Below are 20,065 nucleotides of genomic sequence, written 5' to 3'. Positions count from 1 at the left end.
TTTGACGAGGGGCGTCATAATATATAGTAAAAATAAATCTGAAAATTTAGTTAAATGATTGAAAGGAGCAGATTCCATGAAACAAGTTATGAATCAGGCGTTAAAAGCAAAAGAAGTTGAAAAACATAGAACAGCAGTATTGAGAATGGAAATGGATTATGAGCTTGCTACCTTATTCGAGGCAATCGGTGAAAAAAATGAACAAAAAAAGAATCAATGCAAACAAAAGCTAGAACGCATCCGCTTAGAATTATTAAGACTTAAGGCGTTATAGCAAAGGCCCTCGGAGAAAAAAGGAGAAAAAAAGCTGGAAATGAGAATTTACAATCTTAATGGAATATGGAAGATGTAAGACGGACACTTTCTTGGAAAAAACAAAGTGTCCGTCTTTTATAAACCCTGTTTTCTTGAAGAAAATGGCAGTATAAAGTAAGCTAAATAAAACCGGCTTTATCCATGGACCAATATCTTGTTGTTTTCGTTGGCTGCCAGCTGAATAAAGCCTAAAATTTTTATATCTTCATATACTAGGGGATGTGTTCACCAAATGACCGGAGGATCAGGTATGACGAATTGGAAAGAAATAGATACATATGCGAAAAAATGGATCGAAGAAGCAGGAGAAAAGCTTAGATTCTCGTTTGAAAAAAAGCTGAACATTGAAACAAAGTCAAATCCAAACGATCTTGTTACGAACATGGACAGGGAAACGGAGCAATTTTTCCTTGATAAAATAACGGAAACCTTCCCGGGCCACAGGATTCTGGGGGAGGAAGGGATGGGAGATGCCGTCAGTGATTTAAAAGGCATCGTCTGGATCATTGATCCAATTGACGGTACGATGAACTTCATTCACCAGCAAAGGAATTTCGCAATATCCATCGGTATCCTTGAAGATGGTGTCGGAAAAATCGGGCTTGTGTATGATGTTGTCCATGATGAATTGTATCATACAATCAGGGGACAAGGGGCGTTTATGAATGAAAAGGAAATCCCTAAGCTGGAACAAGTACCTGTGAAGGAAGCGATTCTGTCTTTAAATGCGACGTGGGTTACCGAAAATAAGAAAATTGATCCCTCCATACTGGCACCTCTCGTTCGGGACGTGAGGGGAACAAGGTCATATGGATCTGCTGCACTTGAACTTGCCTTCGTCGCAGCTGGCAGGCTGGATGCGTATATTACACCAAGGCTTTCTCCCTGGGATTTTGCAGGAGGGGCCATCCTAATCGAAGAGGCAGGAGGAGAGGTCAGCGATCTTTATGGAAATCCTTTGGATTTTATCAAAGGAGGATCCTTGTTTGTGTCGAAACCCGGCCTTCATAAAGAGATTCAGGAGAATTACTTGAACAATCTGTGAAAAAACGCCACTATGAAAAGTGGCGTTTTTCCTGGCTTATTTTTGTGCTTTTGTGCCCTTTTCACGCAGTTTTCTTTTCTTGGTAAAGCCATAGCCCATAATGATAAATAAAGCGAGTATACTAAGCATGATGCCGATTGCGCTTCCCTCGCCGATCGCAATGCCTGTCCACGCCATGCTCGCTGCAGCAAGTATCGCGAGAAGCAGGAAATTCCATCGTACTTCCTTCATATTCTTCACCCCGTTTTTTAAATGGAAGTTAATATTTTTGAGCAGACATTTCTTTAAATTACAGGGCAACCTGCGCTTTTCTTATGATTGTACACAATTTCTTTCTTTGTTTCTACTATGAATGTGATATAATATGTAAGTTAATGGGACAGACATTATATACTAGGAGTGAATTTATTGAAATCTCGTAATGATATTCGCAATATCGCGATCATTGCCCACGTTGACCATGGGAAAACGACGCTGGTAGACGAACTATTGAAACAATCAGGTACATTCCGTGCAAATGAGCACGTTGAAGAACGCGCCATGGATTCCAACGACCTTGAAAGAGAACGCGGAATCACGATCCTGGCAAAAAATACAGCCGTTCAATATAAAGACACAAAGATCAATATTCTTGATACACCGGGCCACGCTGATTTTGGCGGTGAAGTGGAGCGGATCATGAGAATGGTTGATGGCGCATTGCTTGTTGTTGATGCGTATGAAGGCACAATGCCCCAAACACGCTTTGTCTTAAAAAAAGCATTGGAACAAAAAATTACACCGGTTGTCGTTGTGAACAAAATAGACAAAGACTCCGCACGTCCACAGGAAGTCATTGATGAAGTCCTTGATCTATTCATCGAGCTGGGCGCTGATGAGGAACAGCTTGAATTCCCGGTTATTTATGCTTCAGCCATAAACGGTACAGCAAGCGTTGACCCGGACCCAGCTAAGCAGGAACCAACAATGGAAGCATTATTTGAAACAATCGTTGATACGATCCCTGCTCCGGTTGATAACCGCGAAGAGCCGCTGCAATTCCAAGTAGCATTGCTTGACTATAACGATTATGTTGGACGTATTGGTATCGGCCGCGTTTTCCGCGGTACGATGAAGGTCGGCCAGCAGGTTGCATTAATGAAGCTTGACGGATCAGTCAAGAATTTCCGCGTTACGAAAATTTTTGGTTTTATCGGCTTAAAGCGTGTTGAAGTTGAAGAAGCGGTTGCCGGTGACCTTGTCGCTGTTTCCGGGATGGAGGACATTAACGTAGGGGAAACAGTGACTCCTGTAGACCATCAGGAAGCACTTCCAGTATTGCGTATCGATGAGCCTACTTTGCAAATGACTTTCCTTGTAAACAACAGTCCGTTTGCAGGGCGTGAAGGCAAATTTGTAACAGCCAGGAAAATTGAGGAAAGATTGAAGTCCCAGCTCGAAACAGACGTGAGCTTGCGTGTTGAAGATACAGATTCACCTGACGTTTGGATTGTATCAGGGCGCGGTGAGCTTCATTTGTCTATCTTAATTGAAAACATGAGGCGTGAAGGCTATGAGCTACAGGTTTCCAAGCCTGAAGTTATCGTCAAGGAAATTGACGGCGTTCGGTGCGAGCCTGTTGAACGCGTGCAAATTGATGTTCCGGAAGAGCATACGGGAGCAATCATGGAATCAATTGGAGCTAGGAAGGGCGAGCTTCTAGATATGATTAACAACGGGAGCGGACAAGTCCGTCTGATTTTTAACGTACCTGCTCGCGGCCTAATTGGTTATTCTACGGAATTCCTTACGCTTACTCGTGGTTATGGAATCATGAACCATTCATTTGACAGCTATCAGCCGATGCAGTCCGGCCAAGTCGGCGGAAGAAGGCAAGGCGTGCTGGTTTCCATGGAAAATGGAAAAGCCACTCAATATGGAATTATGGGTGTTGAAGACCGCGGCGTTATTTTTGTTGAGCCAGGTACCGAGATTTACGAAGGGATGATCGTTGGCGAGCATAACCGCGAAAATGATCTAACCGTAAATATTGTCAAGGCAAAGCAAATGACCAATATGCGATCTGCCAACAAAGACCAAACAACTACTATGAAGAAGCCAAAAATTATGTCTCTTGAAGAATCGCTGGAGTATCTGAACGATGATGAGTATTGTGAAGTAACGCCTGAATCGATTCGTCTTCGCAAAAAGGTTCTTGACAAAAACGAACGGGAAAAAGCGGCAAAAAAGAAAAAATACGCTGAATCAAACTAATATTTTTCCAGGGGGGAAAAGGGATGAATGTGGAGGAGCGGCTGTCTTTCTTTGCGGCACTTTTTAATGTGGATAAGAATCCTGAAACGGGAATGTGGTATTTATACGCAACGGTGTTTGTACTTTGCGCCCTCGTATATCAGCTCGGATTTGCGAAAAAGCTTCCGCTATTGAAAAATGTGATTATCTATACCGCAATGGCACTAGGATGCTCGCTTCTTTCATTTCTTGCTGTTTTCCTGCCTGTTGGCGAAGGGTTGGTTATCGCTGCCCTGGTTCTTGGCATATACAAGTTTCGCCTGCACAACCATAAAAAAGAAGAGCAGGCATAAAATATGCAATCATTGCAGAATACCCTATATAATTGGCTAACAATCAAAGTTGTCTGTGATGCACGGCCTGATGACACTGCTGCAAGGGATACAAGATTGCTATTTGAACAGCTTATTCGTGACGAGCATCAAGCAATGATTATTAAGGTCAAACAAGAAGACCCCTTTTATTATGTCGAATATCAGGTCAATCAGGAGAAAAAAGAAGTGCGGTTTCCTATTGAACTGATTGACGTGATGCTTGAACAAATACAAGCTGAACCAGAAAAATATATCAATTATGAAGAATAAAAAACCGTGGGTCCACAATGTGGAATCCACGGTTTTTTCTGTTTTTGCAATAATCAGGCCTACCATTCATCATCCTTGGTCACGCTCCGGTATAAGCGGAAATTTCCTGAATTGATCCTTGCGTTTGTTTTTTCTTCAATTCTTTGATGGCAGCTCTTGCACATATATGTATGGATCGGCCGGTTCCTCAGCTTTTTAGCTTCAGGGGAAAAATCAGGAATCGTCTCGATCGTATCGCAAATAACGCATTTTACCCGCATGGCAATCTTCCTCTTTTCTGGTATTGAAATATTAGTCAGTGCATGGTTACCCCTTTTCATGCCCTTAAATATTACATACTAAGAGTATAACATGTTTCATGCTTCACGAATATTTGTATAAGGCAAAATGAGTTCAGAAACTTACATAAAAATCTAATGAAGAATTTGCTGCAGCAGGATCTTCTCTCATTGCTTCAACTAAAGATCATTAAACATTGCCGTAATTGTGAGCACTCGATTTTTACGTCTACATTTATCAACAACGATGTAATATCTAACACCACTTCTGTCGCATAACTCTCCGGGATCTACCTCCGCATGCTGTAAAGCCTATAAAAACTTGTTGGACGAACTGCCTCTCTGGATCTCTCATTGCCTTGCTTCTTACTTGTGAGGGTTCTCGGTTGATTTGTCTCTGGGTTCTGCGGCGATGTCTTCTGCATTGCAATCAGCATCAACAGGAAAGCAATCATCCTATACCAATGTTTTTTCACCTGCATAGCCTACATTCCGACATTTTGTATATAGTCTGCAAATGTTCTTCTATCTTAATGCGAACAAACATATATTTTAGCAACAGTCTCGTCCACGGCATAAACTAAAGTAGCAATAAATGCGGGTTCGTGGACTTTTCCAGAATGAACAGGCAGGGGGCGTCATATTGGGCAAAATCTATGTATTAGATACCAATGTCTTGTTGCAAGACCCTTATTCGATTTTTTCCTTCGAAGAGAATGAAGTAGTCATTCCAGCAGTTGTACTTGAGGAAGTCGATTCGAAAAAGAGGTATATGGACGAAATAGGGAGGAACGCAAGGCAAGTATCGAAATTGATTGATAGCTTCCGTGAAATAGGAAAGCTTCATGAGAAAATACCGCTTCATAATGGCGGTTTTCTAAGAATTGAATTAAATCATCGGTCGTTTCATGAACTGCAAGAAATATTTGTTGAAAAAACCAATGATAATAGAATACTGGCAGTTGCGAAGAATTTAGCGCTTGAAGAACAAACAAAAGAAAATGGCAGGACAGTCATTCTGGTATCCAAAGACACGTTGGTCAGGGTTAAGGCTGATGCCATCGGGCTTACCGCAGAGGATTTCCTAAATGACCGGGTTGTGGAATTAGACCATATATACAGCGGCCTCCGAGAGTTTTTTGTCCCAAAGGAAGTCTTGGACAGGTTTTATGAAAAAGGAAGCGTATTGTGCACCGAAATTACCAAAAAACCATTTTATCCAAATGAATTCGTCCTTTTGAAAGATGAATTGGGCGGTTCCTCTTCGGCAATTGCAATTGTGGATAAGTCAAGAACGACAATCAAGAAGCTTGTGTTCGACCAGGAACATATTTGGGGGATTAAGCCCAGGAATGTACAGCAGATAATGGCTATGGAAATCCTCCTTCGCTCTGATCTGCCTCTGGTAACCCTAATCGGAAAAGCCGGAACAGGAAAAACTTTACTTGCTTTGGCCGCGGGATTGATGCAGACAGAGGACCTAGGCCAATATAAAAAGCTGCTTGTGGCCCGGCCTATTGTTCCAGTAGGGAAGGATATCGGCTATTTGCCGGGCGAAAAGGAAGAGAAACTGAGGCCGTGGATGCAACCGATCTTTGATAATCTTGAGTATTTGTTCAATACAAAGAAACCTGGTGAGCTTGATGCCATACTAGCCGGAATGAGCTCCATCGAGGTTGAAGCATTGACCTATATCAGGGGAAGGAGCATTCCGGACCAGTTTATCATTATTGACGAAGCGCAAAACCTAACAAAGCATGAAGTAAAAACAATTCTCACCCGGGTGGGAGACCGCAGTAAAATAGTCTTAATGGGAGATCCTGAACAAATCGACCACCCATATTTGGATGAATACAACAACGGGCTAACGTACGTGGTCGAAAAATTTAAGGACCAACCCATAGCTGGCCATATCAAGCTTATAAAAGGTGAGCGATCGGGTCTTGCCCAATTGGCGGCGACCATACTATAGCTTTTGAACCAGACGAATTTTTGGCCCATTCCTTTCTAGGGGCTTAAGAGAATGGGCTGAAAATTCATTCAATCCGGAATGATTTAACTTGTTTAATCGGATTGGCCAAGTTCGAGCCATCGCCAAAATAAACATAGACCGGCCCGTCTTCCCGCAGAGGCTGGCCGTTTACGGAAAAGCCGAGGATAAAAGCTTTCGCCGTTTCTAAAGAATGGGCGCTTTCGCCTGTTTCCGTTTCAATAATGACAGAAGAAGCTGTACCTCGCGGCTCCGCATTTTCAAGAAATTGTTTAAATGGGATCCCGAAGGTACCTGTTAATACCTTTTCCTTTTCATACTTCTTCTCTGTCTTAAGTGTTGGCGGAAAAATGGCGCCCTCACGGATCTCCCTTTCCCAATGTTTTGACGCAGCAATCGTGTATTCCTCGAGTTCATTTATTTGTTGATGTTCCTCCTGGAAGTATGTGTTCAGATCAACCTTCCTGTCATCAAAAATCCATACCCCCGGATCTAACGTAATATTGTATTTAACTTCACCTTTTATAAAAACTATCGATTCCAAGACTTTCATCCCTTCCTGTAATACACTATCTTTAGTATACCGGCAATGGCAGGGGAGTAACAATAGATTAGTCTGATTTTGTCGAAAAATTCCGCACTCTAGCATCGAAACCTTTACTATGAGGCATTCGCTCTTAAAATGTCCTTCTATACTTCTTGCTTTTTTGCAAAAGTAAGAGTAAAATTTATAGATAAGATTTAATCGCTTTACAAGCGGGGGGATTTAATATGGCATCTGAAATGCTTGTCAATCATCGAGAAAAAGCCTTTGCTTTGCTAAAAGCTGATGCTGACAAGATATTAAAGCTCATAAAGGTACAAATGGATAATCTTACAATGCCTCAATGTCCTCTTTACGAAGAGGTTCTTGATACACAAATGTTCGGCTTATCCCGGGAAATAGATTTCGCTGTCCGTTTGGGATTGGTGGAAGAAGCTGATGGAAAATCCCTACTGGAAGCTCTTGAAAGGGAATTATCGGCTTTGCATGAAGCATCCCTTCGTAAATAAAGATGCTCCGAGAAGAGAAATTACTCAAACAAATCGTAAGATTGTTTGAGTTTTTTTAATATGGATTTCGCCTGAATATGCTTGACACTTTTATGTGTAAAAAGCAACATAATAGTATAGCTATGGAACTGGTGATAGATATCAGTGATAAAACAGTAGCGTTATAGAATTTTATTATGATATATTCTAAAAATAATATTTACAAAATTTCGATAATTCGATAACATCTTTAATTAAGAACATTTAATGTTTTTTTACAAAAAAGGTTTTATCATGTAAAGTAAAGGGTACAGGTTGCAAGAATATGAGTGCGGCGAACTATACGCCTATCTAAATATTTACATAATAGCCTCCCATTACTATTTAACAAAAATAAATTGTTTGCAAACAAAGTAGTGGGAGTGAACTCTCACTCTTTTTATAATAAAAAAATTAATAACATGAGATTAGGTAGGTGTAGGGAATGGGAAAACGCATTAAAAAAGTACTTGCCGCCAATCGCGGCGAAATCGCCATCCGGATCTTCCGGGCTTGTACAGAGCTTGGAATACGCACGGTGGGTATATATTCCAAGGAGGATTACGGATCATACCATCGCTATAAAGCAGATGAGGCCTATCTGGTAGGCGAGGGGAAAAAACCGATAGATGCCTACTTGGATATTGAAGGGATCATTGAGATTGCTAAATCAAGCGGGGTAGATGCTATTCATCCTGGCTATGGGTTCCTATCGGAAAACATCGAGTTTGCCCGCCGCTGTGAAGAGGAAGGGATTATTTTTATCGGGCCTGAAACGAAGCATCTTGATATGTTTGGCGACAAAGTAAAAGCCCGGCACCAGGCAGTGCTTGCCAACATTCCGGTTATCCCTGGAAGCGACGGCCCTGTACAGGAACTTGATGAAGTTATCTCATTCGGGGAAAAATATGGCTTCCCAATCATCATAAAAGCGTCTCTTGGCGGCGGCGGACGCGGCATGCGTATCGTAAACAAAATGGAAGAAGTCCGTGAGGCATATGACAGGGCCAAATCAGAAGCCAAAGCAGCATTTGGGAATGATGAGGTTTATGTTGAAAGGTTCATCCAAAATCCAAAGCATATCGAAGTGCAAATCCTTGGGGATAAGCATGGCAACATCGTCCATCTTTATGAACGTGATTGCTCCGTCCAGAGAAGACATCAGAAGGTTGTAGAGGTAGCGCCTAGCGTGTCTTTATCCCAAGAATTAAGGGGAAAGATTTGCGATGCAGCAGTAGACCTTATGAAAAATGTTGATTATGTGAATGCTGGTACCGTGGAATTCCTTGTTGCAAACAATGAGTTTTATTTCATCGAAGTCAACCCACGGGTTCAGGTAGAGCATACAATTACCGAAATGATTACTGGACTTGATATTGTTCAGTCTCAGATCATGATCGCAGAAGGGCATCATCTCCACAAAGCCCCGCTGGATATTCCGGTACAGGAAGACATACACACGATTGGGTATGCAATCCAGTCACGGGTAACTACCGAGGATCCATTAAATAATTTCATGCCTGATACCGGAAAAATTATGGCTTATCGATCTGGCGGTGGATTCGGAGTCCGTTTGGATGCGGGCAACGCCTTCCAGGGTGCTATAATTACGCCTTATTACGATTCGTTGCTTGTGAAGCTTTCAACACAAGCCCATACGTTCGAACAGGCAGCTGCAAAGATGCTAAGGAACTTAAAAGAATTCAGGATTAGGGGAATCAAAACCAATATTCCCTTCCTTGAGAATGTTGTAAAACATGAAAAATTTCTGACAGGACAATATAATACGTCCTTTATTGATGCGACACCAGAACTTTTCGCGTTCCCTGTCCGAAAAGACCGCGGAACGAAAATGCTCAGCTATATTGGTAACGTGACTGTAAACGGATTCCCGGGCATCGAGCAAAAGAAAAAGCCAATTTTTGATAAGCCTGCAATCCCTCAAATCAGCCATGAGCTTCCTGTCCAGGACGGCACAAAACAGATTCTTGACAGCAAAGGGGCAGAAGGCCTGGTAGAATGGGTCAAGGGACAGAAAGAAGTGCTCTTAACAGATACCACGTTCCGCGACGCCCACCAATCCCTGCTGGCGACTCGGATCCGTACGACTGATTTGCTTCACATTGCGGAGCCGACCTCAAAGCTATTACCTAACCTCTTTTCACTTGAAATGTGGGGAGGTGCTACATTTGATGTAGCTTACAGGTTCTTAAAAGAAGATCCGTGGGACAGGCTGCTGCAACTGCGAGAAAAAGTGCCGAATGTATTGTTCCAGATGCTTTTGCGCGCATCTAACGCAGTCGGCTATAAAAACTATCCGGATAATGTTATAAAGGAGTTTGTCGAAAAATCAGCCTATGCTGGCATCGATGTATTCCGTATTTTTGACAGCTTAAACTGGGTAAAAGGCATGGAAGTAGCAATTGATGCGGTTCGCAGCTCTGGAAAGATTGCGGAAGCCGCGATGTGCTACACAGGGGATATCAATGACCTAAACCGCAGCAAATACGATATCAAGTATTACAAAAACCTTGCTAAGGAATTGGAACATCAAGGTGCTCATATCCTTGGCATAAAGGATATGGCAGGTTTGCTAAAGCCGGAAGCTGCGTACCGATTAATTTCCGAATTAAAAGAAACAGTTTCCATACCGATCCATCTGCATACGCATGACACAAGCGGTAACGGCATTTATATGTATGCCAAAGCAATTGAAGCCGGGGTTGATATCATAGATACTGCTCTTGGTTCTATGGCAGGACTAACTTCACAGCCTAGTTCACAGACACTCTATTACGCTTTAGAAGGGTCAAAGAGGCAGCCTAAGGCAGATGTAAAATCCATGGAGCAGCTTTCCGAGTACTGGGAAGGTATCAGAAAGTATTACAGCGATTTTGAAAGTGGAATGAATTCACCGCATACTGAAGTCTATCAGCATGAAATGCCTGGAGGACAATACAGCAATCTACAGCAGCAGGCCAAGGCAGTGGGCTTGGGCGAGCGTTGGGCAGAGGTGAAAGAAATGTATTCCCGTGTCAATGCTCTCTTTGGCGATATTGTCAAAGTTACGCCATCCTCGAAGGTTGTAGGAGATATGGCCTTATTCATGGTCCAAAATGATTTGGATGAAGAGTCTGTATTGACAAAAGGCAAATCGATTGATTTTCCGGATTCTGTTATTGAGTTGTTCGAAGGTTACTTAGGCCAGCCGTATGGAGGTTTTCCAAAGGAACTTCAGGAAGTAGTATTAAAAGGAAGGACCCCTATTACTGTAAGACCTGGCGAGCTGCTTGATGATGTCGATTTCCAGGCGTTAAAGGAAGAGTTGTTTAAAGAAATCGGAAGACCAGTGACAAGCTTTGATGCATTGGCATATGCTCTTTACCCGAAAGTGTTCCTCAATTATGTGAAAACTGTTGAGCAGTTCGGGGACATATCCACCCTGGATACCCCTACCTTCCTGTACGGAATGAGGCTGGGAGAGGAAATTCAGGTTGAAATCGAGACAGGGAAAAACTTGATTGTCAAATTAGTTTCAATTGGACAGCCGCAGGTTGATGGAACCCGCGTACTCTACTTTGAATTGAACGGCCAACCGCGTGAGGTAGTAATTAAGGATGAAAGCATCAAATCCGCAGTACAGTCCAAGGTAAAGGCAGACCCTAAAAATGAATCGCATATCGGGGCAACTATGCCGGGAACAGTAATCAGAGTCGTAGTCGAAAAAGGAGAAAAGGTTAATCAGGGCGACCATCTGATTATCACAGAAGCAATGAAAATGGAGACGACAGTGCAGGCGCCTTTCTCAGGCACGATTAAGGACATCTATGTTTCAAACGGTGAAGCAATCAGTACCGGGGACTTATTAATTGAGATTTCAAAGTAAAAATAACAAAGCGCCATCTTTCTTTGAAAGATGGCGCTTTGTTATGATGCGCTTACTGGGCTGCAGCACCTTTAGCATCAACGTTCTGTTCTCCTACATCCATGACCGTGTTATGTCCTTGTTCCAAAGCGGCTTCATTTTTTCTGCTGCGAGATGAGAGCAGGAGCATGTAACTCATTACTCCAAAGAAACATGAAATGAAAAGTGCATGCCCAAGCGCGATATACAAATTAAGCCTCGAGAAAATGATAAAGGCTCCGGCGATTACTTGTAAAGATACTAATACCAGAGATGAAATCCAGCCCCAATATAAAACCTTTTGGTGCTTATGGTGCCTAATTGCAATCATTGTTACATAGGCTACCCACAGGAAAACGATTCCAGCTGCAGCTCTATGCCCCATCTGGATCCACTCATACATATTGCCTGGAAGCAATGGATCAGAGTTGAGGCACAGGGGCCAATCCTTGCAAACCAGGCTGGCGTTTGTGTGCCTCACCAAAGCGCCGGTGTAAACAACGATAAATGTATAACTGATGATTCCTTTTATATGAAACCTCATTCTATTATCGATCACCAGCTTCTCGGCTTCAAATTTTTTGTCAATTTCAAAGATTAGCAGAGTTAAGAGGAAAACGGATGCAAAAGAAATTAAGGATATACCGAAATGAAGTGCCAGCACGAAATCGGATTGTCCCCAGATGACTGCTGCCGCACCGATTAATCCCTGAGCTACTAGGAAGAAGAATGATAACAGGGAAAGAAACTTTGTTTCCCTAATATGTCCGATCGTACGCCACGACCAAATGCTAAGGATTAAGACCATTAAGCCAACACTGCCGGAAACGAGCCTGTGGGCAAGCTCAATAATGAGCTCGGGGGTTATATCGGTTGGAACGAATTGCCCATTGCATAAAGGCCAGGTCCTTCCACAGCCCATTCCGGATTCCGTTTTCGTTACTAGTGCCCCACCTAGCAGGATCAGCAGCATCCCAACTGTTGTTAAAACCGCGAACCACTTCAACGCACGATGCATTGTTATTCACCTTCTTCATATTCTTCTAACTCATCAGTTTAACTGCTTCTGATCCACGCCTCTGTAGGGTCTGTCTAGCAGTTAGATGATATGTTTTTAAACCTCACGAAATATGTATATACGTAATGGGCTGGTTTTTTCAGGCGACAATAAAGCGTTCTCTTTTCTTCCTAGATATTACACAACTTGTCGGGAATTTACAAGATTTTATGAAAATTGAGACACTTTCAAACATATATAAGATAATAGATTTCAAATGGGGTAAGCGGTTTCACAAATAAGACAAGAATTATACAAAAAAAAGTCACAAAAGCATAGAAAAGTGTGATTTAATATACAGAAGAAGGTTGCATATTATTCAGAATAATTGAAATTATTATTCTTATCACTTTAATAATATTGTACTTCTTACCAAGGATTTGTCTCAATTTCGTCAGATTTCCTAAGTGGCCAATATAGAAAAGTCCGAAGAAATGATTTATAGTATAAATTATATGCTTTCTTATTTGCGCAATTTGTTGAAGGAGTGAATTAAATGTCTAATACAAGGGCTTTGACTGAACCTGGCTTAAAGGACAGTGACTCAACCCTTCAAACCGGAGGGTCGGCAACGACAGCCTGGAAGGATTTCATGGCCCTCATTAAAATTGGTATTGTCAATTCCAATTTAATCACCACATTCACAGGATTATGGCTGGCCCTTCATTTTTCAGGCGAGCATTTTTTCAGTAACCTGGATACAATGTTTTTTGTACTGGCAGGTTCTTCCTTAATCGTGGCAGGATCTTGCAGTTTAAATAATTACATTGACCGGGACATAGACCATTTGATGGAGAGGACCAAAAACAGGCCCACAGTTACGGGAAAAGCTAATCCTGCGAAGGTGTTGGCCCTAAGCCTTGCTTTGATAGCAATAGGGACCATCATGCTTGCTTTCACAAACTTTACTGCAGCAGCCATTGGGCTTTTTGGCGTTTTTTCGTATGTCGTACTGTACACACTAGTGTCAAAACGCAGATTTGTCTCCAATACTATTGTAGGAAGCGTATCAGGGGCGGTGCCGCCTTTAATTGGATGGGCAGCTATTGATCCGGATTTAGACCTGCTTGCATGGATCCTGTTTCTGATCATGTTCATTTGGCAGCCACCGCATTTCTATGCGATTGCCATGAAGCGCTGTGAAGAATACAGGGCAGCCGGCATTCCGATGCTGCCAGTAATAAAAGGATTCAAAAGAACAAAAAGGTCCATGGTATTCTGGGTCGCATGTTTGCTGCCAATTCCTTTTTTCCTTACTTCACTTGGCACAACCCTTGTCGTATTGGCGACTATATTGAATATTGGATGGCTTATTTTGGGAATCAGCGGGTATAGAATGAAAGATGACCTGAAATGGGCCAGGCTGATGTTTGTATATTCCTTAAACTATATGACTATTCTTTATGTCGCTATGGTGATAGTAACACTTGTTTAGTTAAATACAGAGGTTCGCTTGATGCCCTGATTCAAGACAGGGCATTAGGCACCAATAATAAATTCATAGAGGGATATTGAACTCTATAGTTTCCCATCCAGGAACACATAGAGTGCTTATACATAATTTGAGTCTTTTTTTAATAATTTTTTAAGCGCTGTCTTCTTTCACCTATCAGCGTTTTATGATTCCTTTTTCAATTAGGAATTCTTTCTAATTGCTAGAAATTAATATAGAGAGAATTTTAGAAAAATCAGCGCCAATTTTTTAGACAAGTGAGAAAAATTTTACGAAAGGGGTATCTAAAGCTATGAAAAAAAGGCTGCAAAAATGGCGTATAGCTTCATTATTCGCAATATTGGCACTTTTATTGGCTGGTTGTGGAGAACCGTTTGTTTCTGCGTTACAGCCGGCTGGTGAGGTTGCACAGAGGCAATTCGACCTCATGATTCTTAGTACAATGATCATGGTATTGGTAATTATTGCGGTAGTAGTAATATTCTTAATTGTAATTATTCGTTTCCGCCGTAAAAAAGGGGACGACACAATTCCTAAGCAAATTGAAGGAAGCCACAAACTTGAAATTATCTGGACTGTTATTCCTATCCTTCTTTTGTTGATTCTGGCCGTGCCAACTGTCACAGCTACTTTTGATTTCGCTGATACCAAAGCTATGGATAAGAAAGATAAGGATGGCAAAACGAAAGATGCCCTTGTTGTGAATGTACGGGCAAATCTTTACTGGTGGGAATTCGAATATCCGGACCTCGGTATCGTAACAAGCCAGGATTTAGTCGTGCCCACAGATGAAAAGGTTTACTTTAATTTAAAAGCTTCCGATGTTAAACACTCCTTCTGGATTCCGTCTGCTGGAGGCAAGATGGATACGAACGTTGACGGAGAAAATCAATTCTGGCTAGAATTTGATAGTAAGAAAGCAGAAGAAGTAAAAGATCTTTTTTATGGGAAGTGTGCGGAGCTTTGCGGACCATCACATGCTTTGATGGACTTTAAAGTTAAGACGAAATCCCGTGCCGAATTCGATCAATGGGCTGCTGATATGAAAAATGTTAAAAAACCTTCAGCAGAAGGTGACTTAGCGAAACAAGGGGAAGAAGTATTCAATAAGAGCTGTATCGGGTGTCATGCTGTAACACCTAATGACAGCAGGCCTGAACAAGCCAGGCAGGCTCCTAACCTTGCGACTTTCGGTGAGCGGGAACGTATCGCTGGGGTAATGGAGCATAATGAAGAAAATCTAAAAAATTGGATAAAAGATCCTGAAGAATATAAGCCGGGCAACACAATGACAGGTACATACAAAGTATCCGACGAACAGATTGACGCGCTGGCTGCGTACTTAATGGGATTAAAGGTTGAAGAGAAATAGAGGATAGATTCATAGATTGATTGACAGAGGGAGGATAAACCGTGAGTACCTACGCTCAGAAAAAAGGATTTGGCGGTACGGTTTGGGATTACCTTACAACGGTAGACCATAAAAAGATTGCGATACTTTACCTTATCGCAGGCGGATTTTTCTTTGTAGTCGGCGGAATTGAAGCGATGTTCATCAGAATTCAGCTTGCAGTCCCAAACAACGATTTTGTCAGTGCCGGCTTGTATAACGAAATATTAACGATGCATGGAACGACCATGATCTTCTTGGCGGCAATGCCTTTGGTATTTGCTTTCATGAATGCTGTGTTACCGCTTCAGATAGGAGCACGCGACGTTGCATTTCCATTTGTAAATGCATTGGGCTTCTGGTTGTTCTTCTTTGGCGGTGTTTTTCTGAACCTTTCATGGTTTTTGGGAGGAGCTCCTGATGCAGGTTGGACATCCTATGCTTCATTGTCTTTGCATTCTCCCGGTCACAATGTGGATTTTTATGTGCTTGGCCTTCAAATCTCCGGGATTGGGACATTAATTGGGGGGATTAACTTCCTGGCAACAATCATAAATATGCGAGCTCCAGGTATGACATACATGCGTATGCCGCTGTTTACCTGGTCATCTTTCGTAGTATCTGCACTGATTTTATTCGCATTTCCTCCATTAACTGTTGGTTTGGTTTTAATGATGTTTGACCGTTTATTCGGATCTAACTTCTTCGATGCAACCGCAGGCGGTAATACAATTATCTGGGAACATTTATTCTGGATTTTCGGCCATCCTGAGGTGTACATTCTGATTTTACCGGCATTCGGTATATTCTCGGAAGTATTTGCCACGTTTTCCAGGAAAAGATTGTTTGGATATTCTTCAATGGTATTCGCAACAGTCCTAATCGGTTTCCTGGGCTTCATGGTTTGGGCCCACCATATGTTTACGGTAGGGCTGGGTCCGATCGCAAACGCAATTTTTGCGGTAGCTACCATGGCCATTGCCGTGCCAACCGGTATCAAAATCTTTAACTGGATGTTTACAATGTGGGGCGGAAGCATTAAGTTTACAACACCAATGTTGTATGCTACCGCGTTCATTCCTTCATTTGTTGCCGGAGGGGTAACGGGTATCATGCTTGCCGCAGCGCCAGCTGATTACCAATATCACGATAGCTACTTTGTAGTTGCCCACTTCCACTATGTTATAGTTGGTGGTGTAGTCTTTGGGTTATTAGCCGGTACGCATTTCTACTGGCCAAAGATGTTTGGAACAATGCTTAATGAAAAACTGGGTAAAATTACGTTTTGGTTGTTCTTAATTGGTTTCCACTTAACATTCTTTATCCAGCATTTCCTTGGATTAATGGGTATGCCTCGCCGTATATTCACTTACCTTCCGGGACAAGGGTTTGAAACAGGAAACCTTATTAGTACTGTTGGAGCATTTTTCATGGCGGTTGCAATCCTTATCTTGCTGATAAATATAATCGTGACTTCTGTAAAAAATGAAAAAGTCGGTAATGATCCATGGGAAGATGGCCGCACGCTTGAGTGGGCGATTCCATCACCTCCGCCATTCTACAACTTTAAACAGCTGCCTCTAGTACGTGGATTGGATGCTTATTGGGTTGAGAAGATGGAAGGCAAAAACGGCATGACACCTGCTGAACCGCTTGGTGATATTCATATGCCAAATGCATCCATCCTACCGCTAGTCATGTCATTAGGTCTGTTCATTGCTGCTTTTGGTGCGATGTACCATGTTGATGATAAAGGCTGGGCTATACCGGTACTTGTTATTGGCTTGCTCATCACCTTTGGGGCAATGTTTATCCGTTCGGTAAAGGATGACCATGGATTCCATATCCATAAAGAGGATCTTTTAGATGACGATGATAAGGGGGCTAAGGCATAATGCACGCAGAAGAAAAGTTTACGGATGCAACCTGGCCAGCTTCTCCTGAAACAGCAACCCTGGAAGGGAAAAATAAATTTCTCGGTTTTTGGTTATTCTTGGGTGGAGAGACTGTATTATTCGCATCACTCTTTGCTACGTACCTGGCATTAAAGGATAAGGTTCCAAATTCAAGCCATAAACTTGCCAGTGATATTTTTGAATTACCTTTAACCTTTGTTGCTACCATGCTTTTATTGACCAGTTCACTGACAAGCGTTTATGCGATGTACCATATGAAAAATAACCATTTTCATAAAATGCAGGCTTGGCTATTGATTACTGTTTTACTAGGGGCTGGGTTCCTTGGTTTAGAGGTTTACGAATTCAATCATTATGTTCATGAATTCAAACATACGTTTACAAGCAGTGCATTCGGCTCTGCCTTCTACACTTTAGTTGGATTTCACGGGGCCCACGTTGCTGTTGGTTTAGCCTGGATTCTGACACTGATGCTGAGAAATGCTAAACGCGGCCTGAACCTATACAATGCACCTAAATTTTATGTTGCGAGTCTTTATTGGCATTTTATTGACGTGGTGTGGGTATTTATTTTTACTGTAGTATATTTAATGGGAATGGTGGGATAAATTGATGGCGAACGATCAATCAAATTCAGCTAACCCGCATGTGAATTTAAAATATCGCCGCAAACAAAATGCTGAGGAAATGAAACATCAAGTCATTACATTTACCTTGATGATTTTCTTTACACTCCTCGCGTTTTTGGCAGTTGGCTATGAGGAATTTTCACACTGGTTTATTGTCCCTTTTATCTTATTGCTTGCGGTAGTCCAGGTCGCTTTTCAGCTCTATTACTTTATGCATATGAAGCATAAAGGACATAACACAATCGCTTTGTTTATGTATTCTGGAGCTTTAGTTGGGGCTATCACAATTCTGACATTTGTAACAATTACCTGGATTTAAGGTCAAATGAGAAAATCGGCTATTACATAGCCGATTTTCTTTATGAGTATGTTTAAAACGATCCCGCAAAATCACATTTATTTACCATTACATCCATATAATGCTTAACATTGTCCCTGTTTCAAACCATCTTGTATAATATGAATAAATGAAGGATATGTTCAGAGGTGATTACATGTCGATCGATATTTTTGGTTTCCGTGCTTTATGGAGCCCATACTTCTTTGTCACTCTCGTTTTGATAACAATTGCGTATTTCTTGCTGGTAACTAAGTATCGAACCAAGTTTTTAAACAGTAAGCCGGTGACCAAGCAACAAAACGCCCTTTTTATCATTTTTATGGTGTTACTGTATGCTATTAAAGGATCGCCGCTGGATTTATTGGGACATATTATGTTCAGTGCCCATATGGTACAAATGGCATTTTTATATCTTGTAATGCCGCCATTGCTGATCCTTGGCATCCCGAACTGGCTATGGAGGAAACTATTTTCCTATCGAGCTTTCGACCGAATTACAACAGCTTTGACGAAGCCTTTAATAGCATTGATTGTGTTTAATCTTTTGTTCTCTTTCTATCATATTCCGCTTATTTTTGACTTTGTTAAAACGGATATGTGGCTGCACGCTCTTTATACAGTAGTTCTTTTCTTTTCGGCCCTTTTTATGTGGTTTCCTCTTGTTAACCAGCTGCCTGAGAGACAGAGCCTGTCAGGTTTATATAAGATTGGATATATCTTCGGTAATGGTATTTTATTGACGCCCGCCTGTGCTTTAATCATTTTTGCTGATAATCCGTTATATGGCACTTTTACTAATGCCTCAGCCTGGGCACAGGCGATGGAATTGTGTGTCCCTGCGTCGCAGCTTTCTGGCTTGCAGCTTAGCGGACCAGAAATGTTTAACGGCCTTCCGCTCATGGAGGACCAACAGCTTGGCGGGGTACTGATGAAAATCATCCAGGAGATAGTATATGGAATAGTGCTTGCTTATGTTTTCTTCGCATGGTATCGAAAGGACAATGGGGGCATCGATAAAGTGGACCCGCTTCCTGGCAATGTGCAAACAATAGAACAATAGGTTAGAAAGCCTTGTCTAAATTTAGCAAGGCTTTTTTTTGAAAAAATTTAAAAAAATGAACATTATTGAGCATTCTGTTAAGAATCTGCTATTTCGTTGAGTTTTTATACAGGCTTTTATAAAATGAAAAAGATGTTATTTAGATATAGAGAGGACGTTTTAACCGACCATGTCTTTACCAATACTGCCTACTATTAGTACAACCTTTATCGTATTAAGCGCCATCACTGTAGCAATCGGCTGGTACCAAATCAAGCAGCGAAAGATTGAAACGCACAAGAAAACAATGATAACAGCTGCAATTTTTGCATTAATTTTCTTTCTGATATACGCATCAAGAACTGTTTTTATAGGAAATACTGCTTTTGGGGGACCGGACGACTTAAAAATTTACTATACGGTCTTTCTGGTGTTTCATATTACTTTGGCAACGACAGGGGCTGTTTTCGGAATTGTCACTTTACTGACCGGCTTCAACAATAAACTCTCCAAGCATCGAAAACTGGGTCCGATTACTAGTGTCATTTGGTTTTTTACTGCTATTACTGGTGTTGCCGTCTACCTTTTACTTTATGTATTCTACCATGGGGGAGAGACGACCTCCGTCATAAAAGCAATTTTAGGCTTTTAATAACATAGAAAGCAGCGGTCTGAATGAAAACCGCTGCTTTTTTTCATATGGTGAACCCATTGGAACTCTAGCATTTTAGCAAAAAAACGCATGAAGGTTTCATGCGCTTT

General features: G+C 41.7%; 19 protein-coding genes. 15 read left to right on the top strand and 4 right to left on the bottom strand.

Annotated features, from left to right (window positions below; translation table 11 throughout):
* The first annotated feature begins 76 nt into the window (after window positions 1-76).
* Window positions 77-274, top strand: a complete 198-nt coding sequence (locus CUU64_RS08925; RefSeq protein WP_101633211.1) for a hypothetical protein — start codon at window positions 77-79, stop codon at window positions 272-274.
* A gap of 291 nt (window positions 275-565) precedes the next feature.
* Complete coding sequence (locus CUU64_RS08920) at window positions 566-1,360, top strand: inositol monophosphatase family protein (protein WP_101633210.1); 795 nt, start codon at window positions 566-568, stop codon at window positions 1,358-1,360.
* A gap of 36 nt (window positions 1,361-1,396) precedes the next feature.
* Here CUU64_RS08920 and CUU64_RS08915 read toward each other — a convergent pair whose 3' ends face one another.
* A complete protein-coding gene (locus CUU64_RS08915; protein ID WP_101633209.1) occupies window positions 1,397-1,591 on the bottom strand; it encodes a YlaF family protein in 195 nt (64 codons plus the stop codon).
* 177 nt (window positions 1,592-1,768) lie between these two features.
* Between CUU64_RS08915 and typA the strand changes: the two genes are divergently transcribed.
* From typA to CUU64_RS08900, 3 genes are read left to right on the top strand one after another with little or no spacing between them, the layout of a single operon-like run.
* The gene (typA, locus tag CUU64_RS08910; RefSeq protein WP_101633208.1) at window positions 1,769-3,613 is read left to right on the top strand and encodes a translational GTPase TypA; all 1,845 of its coding nucleotides are present in this window, start codon (window positions 1,769-1,771) and stop codon (window positions 3,611-3,613) included.
* Between the two features lie 23 nt (window positions 3,614-3,636).
* Window positions 3,637-3,945, top strand: coding sequence for a YlaH-like family protein (locus CUU64_RS08905; RefSeq protein WP_101633207.1), 309 nt, complete (start codon window positions 3,637-3,639; stop codon window positions 3,943-3,945).
* A gap of 3 nt (window positions 3,946-3,948) precedes the next feature.
* Window positions 3,949-4,236, top strand: a complete 288-nt coding sequence (locus CUU64_RS08900; protein ID WP_101633206.1) for a hypothetical protein — start codon at window positions 3,949-3,951, stop codon at window positions 4,234-4,236.
* Between the two features lie 59 nt (window positions 4,237-4,295).
* On the opposite strand, the gene CUU64_RS08895 is transcribed toward CUU64_RS08900, so the two are convergent.
* A complete protein-coding gene (locus CUU64_RS08895) occupies window positions 4,296-4,496 on the bottom strand; it encodes a YlaI family protein (RefSeq protein WP_101633205.1) in 201 nt (66 codons plus the stop codon).
* 661 nt (window positions 4,497-5,157) lie between these two features.
* Between CUU64_RS08895 and CUU64_RS08890 the strand changes: the two genes are divergently transcribed.
* The gene (locus CUU64_RS08890; RefSeq protein WP_101633204.1) at window positions 5,158-6,486 is read left to right on the top strand and encodes a PhoH family protein; all 1,329 of its coding nucleotides are present in this window, start codon (window positions 5,158-5,160) and stop codon (window positions 6,484-6,486) included.
* 64 nt (window positions 6,487-6,550) lie between these two features.
* On the opposite strand, the gene CUU64_RS08885 is transcribed toward CUU64_RS08890, so the two are convergent.
* On the bottom strand, window positions 6,551-7,048 hold the full coding sequence (locus CUU64_RS08885) for a hypothetical protein (RefSeq protein ID WP_101633471.1): 498 nt from the start codon (window positions 7,046-7,048) through the stop codon (window positions 6,551-6,553).
* A gap of 227 nt (window positions 7,049-7,275) precedes the next feature.
* Here CUU64_RS08885 and CUU64_RS08880 point away from each other — a divergent pair, with 227 nt between their 5' ends.
* Window positions 7,276-7,557, top strand: coding sequence for an Fpa/YlaN family protein (locus CUU64_RS08880; protein WP_101633203.1), 282 nt, complete (start codon window positions 7,276-7,278; stop codon window positions 7,555-7,557).
* A 463-nt stretch (window positions 7,558-8,020) separates the two neighbouring features.
* A complete protein-coding gene (pyc, locus tag CUU64_RS08875) occupies window positions 8,021-11,461 on the top strand; it encodes a pyruvate carboxylase (RefSeq protein WP_101633202.1) in 3,441 nt (1,146 codons plus the stop codon).
* 52 nt (window positions 11,462-11,513) lie between these two features.
* Here the strand turns inward: pyc and CUU64_RS08870 are convergent, their stop codons facing one another.
* Window positions 11,514-12,497 carry a COX15/CtaA family protein gene (locus CUU64_RS08870; protein ID WP_101633201.1) on the bottom strand — a complete coding sequence of 328 codons (984 nt, stop codon included), beginning with the start codon at window positions 12,495-12,497 and terminating at the stop codon, window positions 11,514-11,516.
* 535 nt (window positions 12,498-13,032) lie between these two features.
* Here CUU64_RS08870 and cyoE point away from each other — a divergent pair.
* The 7 genes from cyoE to CUU64_RS08835 all read left to right on the top strand — a co-directional run bounded on the left by cyoE (window position 13,033) and on the right by CUU64_RS08835 (window position 19,955).
* Complete coding sequence (gene cyoE / locus CUU64_RS08865; RefSeq protein WP_101633200.1) at window positions 13,033-13,971, top strand: heme o synthase; 939 nt, start codon at window positions 13,033-13,035, stop codon at window positions 13,969-13,971.
* A gap of 310 nt (window positions 13,972-14,281) precedes the next feature.
* Window positions 14,282-15,361, top strand: coding sequence for a cytochrome c oxidase subunit II (coxB, locus tag CUU64_RS08860; RefSeq protein WP_101633199.1), 1,080 nt, complete (start codon window positions 14,282-14,284; stop codon window positions 15,359-15,361).
* Window positions 15,362-15,402: 41 nt separating this feature from the next.
* Entirely contained in the window at window positions 15,403-17,274 is a 1,872-nt protein-coding gene (gene ctaD, locus CUU64_RS08855; protein WP_101633198.1) for a cytochrome c oxidase subunit I, read from the top strand.
* On the top strand, window positions 17,274-17,903 hold the full coding sequence (locus CUU64_RS08850) for a cytochrome (ubi)quinol oxidase subunit III (RefSeq protein WP_101633197.1): 630 nt from the start codon (window positions 17,274-17,276) through the stop codon (window positions 17,901-17,903). The genes ctaD and CUU64_RS08850 overlap by 1 nt, the downstream gene beginning before the upstream one ends.
* A 4-nt stretch (window positions 17,904-17,907) precedes the next feature.
* Window positions 17,908-18,243, top strand: coding sequence for a cytochrome c oxidase subunit IVB (gene ctaF / locus CUU64_RS08845; protein WP_101633196.1), 336 nt, complete (start codon window positions 17,908-17,910; stop codon window positions 18,241-18,243).
* 175 nt (window positions 18,244-18,418) lie between these two features.
* Window positions 18,419-19,324, top strand: coding sequence for a cytochrome c oxidase assembly factor CtaG (gene ctaG / locus CUU64_RS08840; protein WP_101633195.1), 906 nt, complete (start codon window positions 18,419-18,421; stop codon window positions 19,322-19,324).
* A gap of 169 nt (window positions 19,325-19,493) precedes the next feature.
* Window positions 19,494-19,955 carry a DUF420 domain-containing protein gene (locus tag CUU64_RS08835; RefSeq protein WP_101633194.1) on the top strand — a complete coding sequence of 154 codons (462 nt, stop codon included), beginning with the start codon at window positions 19,494-19,496 and terminating at the stop codon, window positions 19,953-19,955.
* The last annotated feature ends 110 nt before the right edge of the window (window positions 19,956-20,065 follow it).

This window comes from Bacillus sp. V5-8f (assembly GCF_002863565.1).
In the GTDB taxonomy this organism is placed as follows: Bacteria; Bacillota; Bacilli; order Bacillales; family DSM-1321; genus Peribacillus.
This window is presented reverse-complemented; position numbering and strand designations above follow the sequence as displayed.

Excerpts from the sequence above, each read along its gene's own strand:
- CUU64_RS08925 (WP_101633211.1), top strand. The coding sequence starts at position 77 with ATGAAACAAGTTATGAATCAGGCGTTAAAAGCAAAAGAAGTTGAAAAA.
- CUU64_RS08920 (WP_101633210.1), top strand. The coding sequence starts at position 566 with ATGACGAATTGGAAAGAAATAGATACATATGCGAAAAAATGGATCGAA.
- CUU64_RS08915 (WP_101633209.1), bottom strand. The coding sequence starts at position 1,591 with ATGAAGGAAGTACGATGGAATTTCCTGCTTCTCGCGATACTTGCTGCA.
- CUU64_RS08905 (WP_101633207.1), top strand. The coding sequence starts at position 3,637 with ATGAATGTGGAGGAGCGGCTGTCTTTCTTTGCGGCACTTTTTAATGTG.
- CUU64_RS08900 (WP_101633206.1), top strand. The coding sequence starts at position 3,949 with ATGCAATCATTGCAGAATACCCTATATAATTGGCTAACAATCAAAGTT.
- CUU64_RS08895 (WP_101633205.1), bottom strand. The coding sequence starts at position 4,496 with ATGCGGGTAAAATGCGTTATTTGCGATACGATCGAGACGATTCCTGAT.
- CUU64_RS08880 (WP_101633203.1), top strand. The coding sequence starts at position 7,276 with ATGGCATCTGAAATGCTTGTCAATCATCGAGAAAAAGCCTTTGCTTTG.
- pyc (WP_101633202.1), top strand. The coding sequence starts at position 8,021 with ATGGGAAAACGCATTAAAAAAGTACTTGCCGCCAATCGCGGCGAAATC.
- CUU64_RS08870 (WP_101633201.1), bottom strand. The coding sequence starts at position 12,497 with ATGCATCGTGCGTTGAAGTGGTTCGCGGTTTTAACAACAGTTGGGATG.
- cyoE (WP_101633200.1), top strand. The coding sequence starts at position 13,033 with ATGTCTAATACAAGGGCTTTGACTGAACCTGGCTTAAAGGACAGTGAC.
- coxB (WP_101633199.1), top strand. The coding sequence starts at position 14,282 with ATGAAAAAAAGGCTGCAAAAATGGCGTATAGCTTCATTATTCGCAATA.
- CUU64_RS08850 (WP_101633197.1), top strand. The coding sequence starts at position 17,274 with ATGCACGCAGAAGAAAAGTTTACGGATGCAACCTGGCCAGCTTCTCCT.
- ctaF (WP_101633196.1), top strand. The coding sequence starts at position 17,908 with ATGGCGAACGATCAATCAAATTCAGCTAACCCGCATGTGAATTTAAAA.
- ctaG (WP_101633195.1), top strand. The coding sequence starts at position 18,419 with ATGTCGATCGATATTTTTGGTTTCCGTGCTTTATGGAGCCCATACTTC.
- CUU64_RS08835 (WP_101633194.1), top strand. The coding sequence starts at position 19,494 with ATGTCTTTACCAATACTGCCTACTATTAGTACAACCTTTATCGTATTA.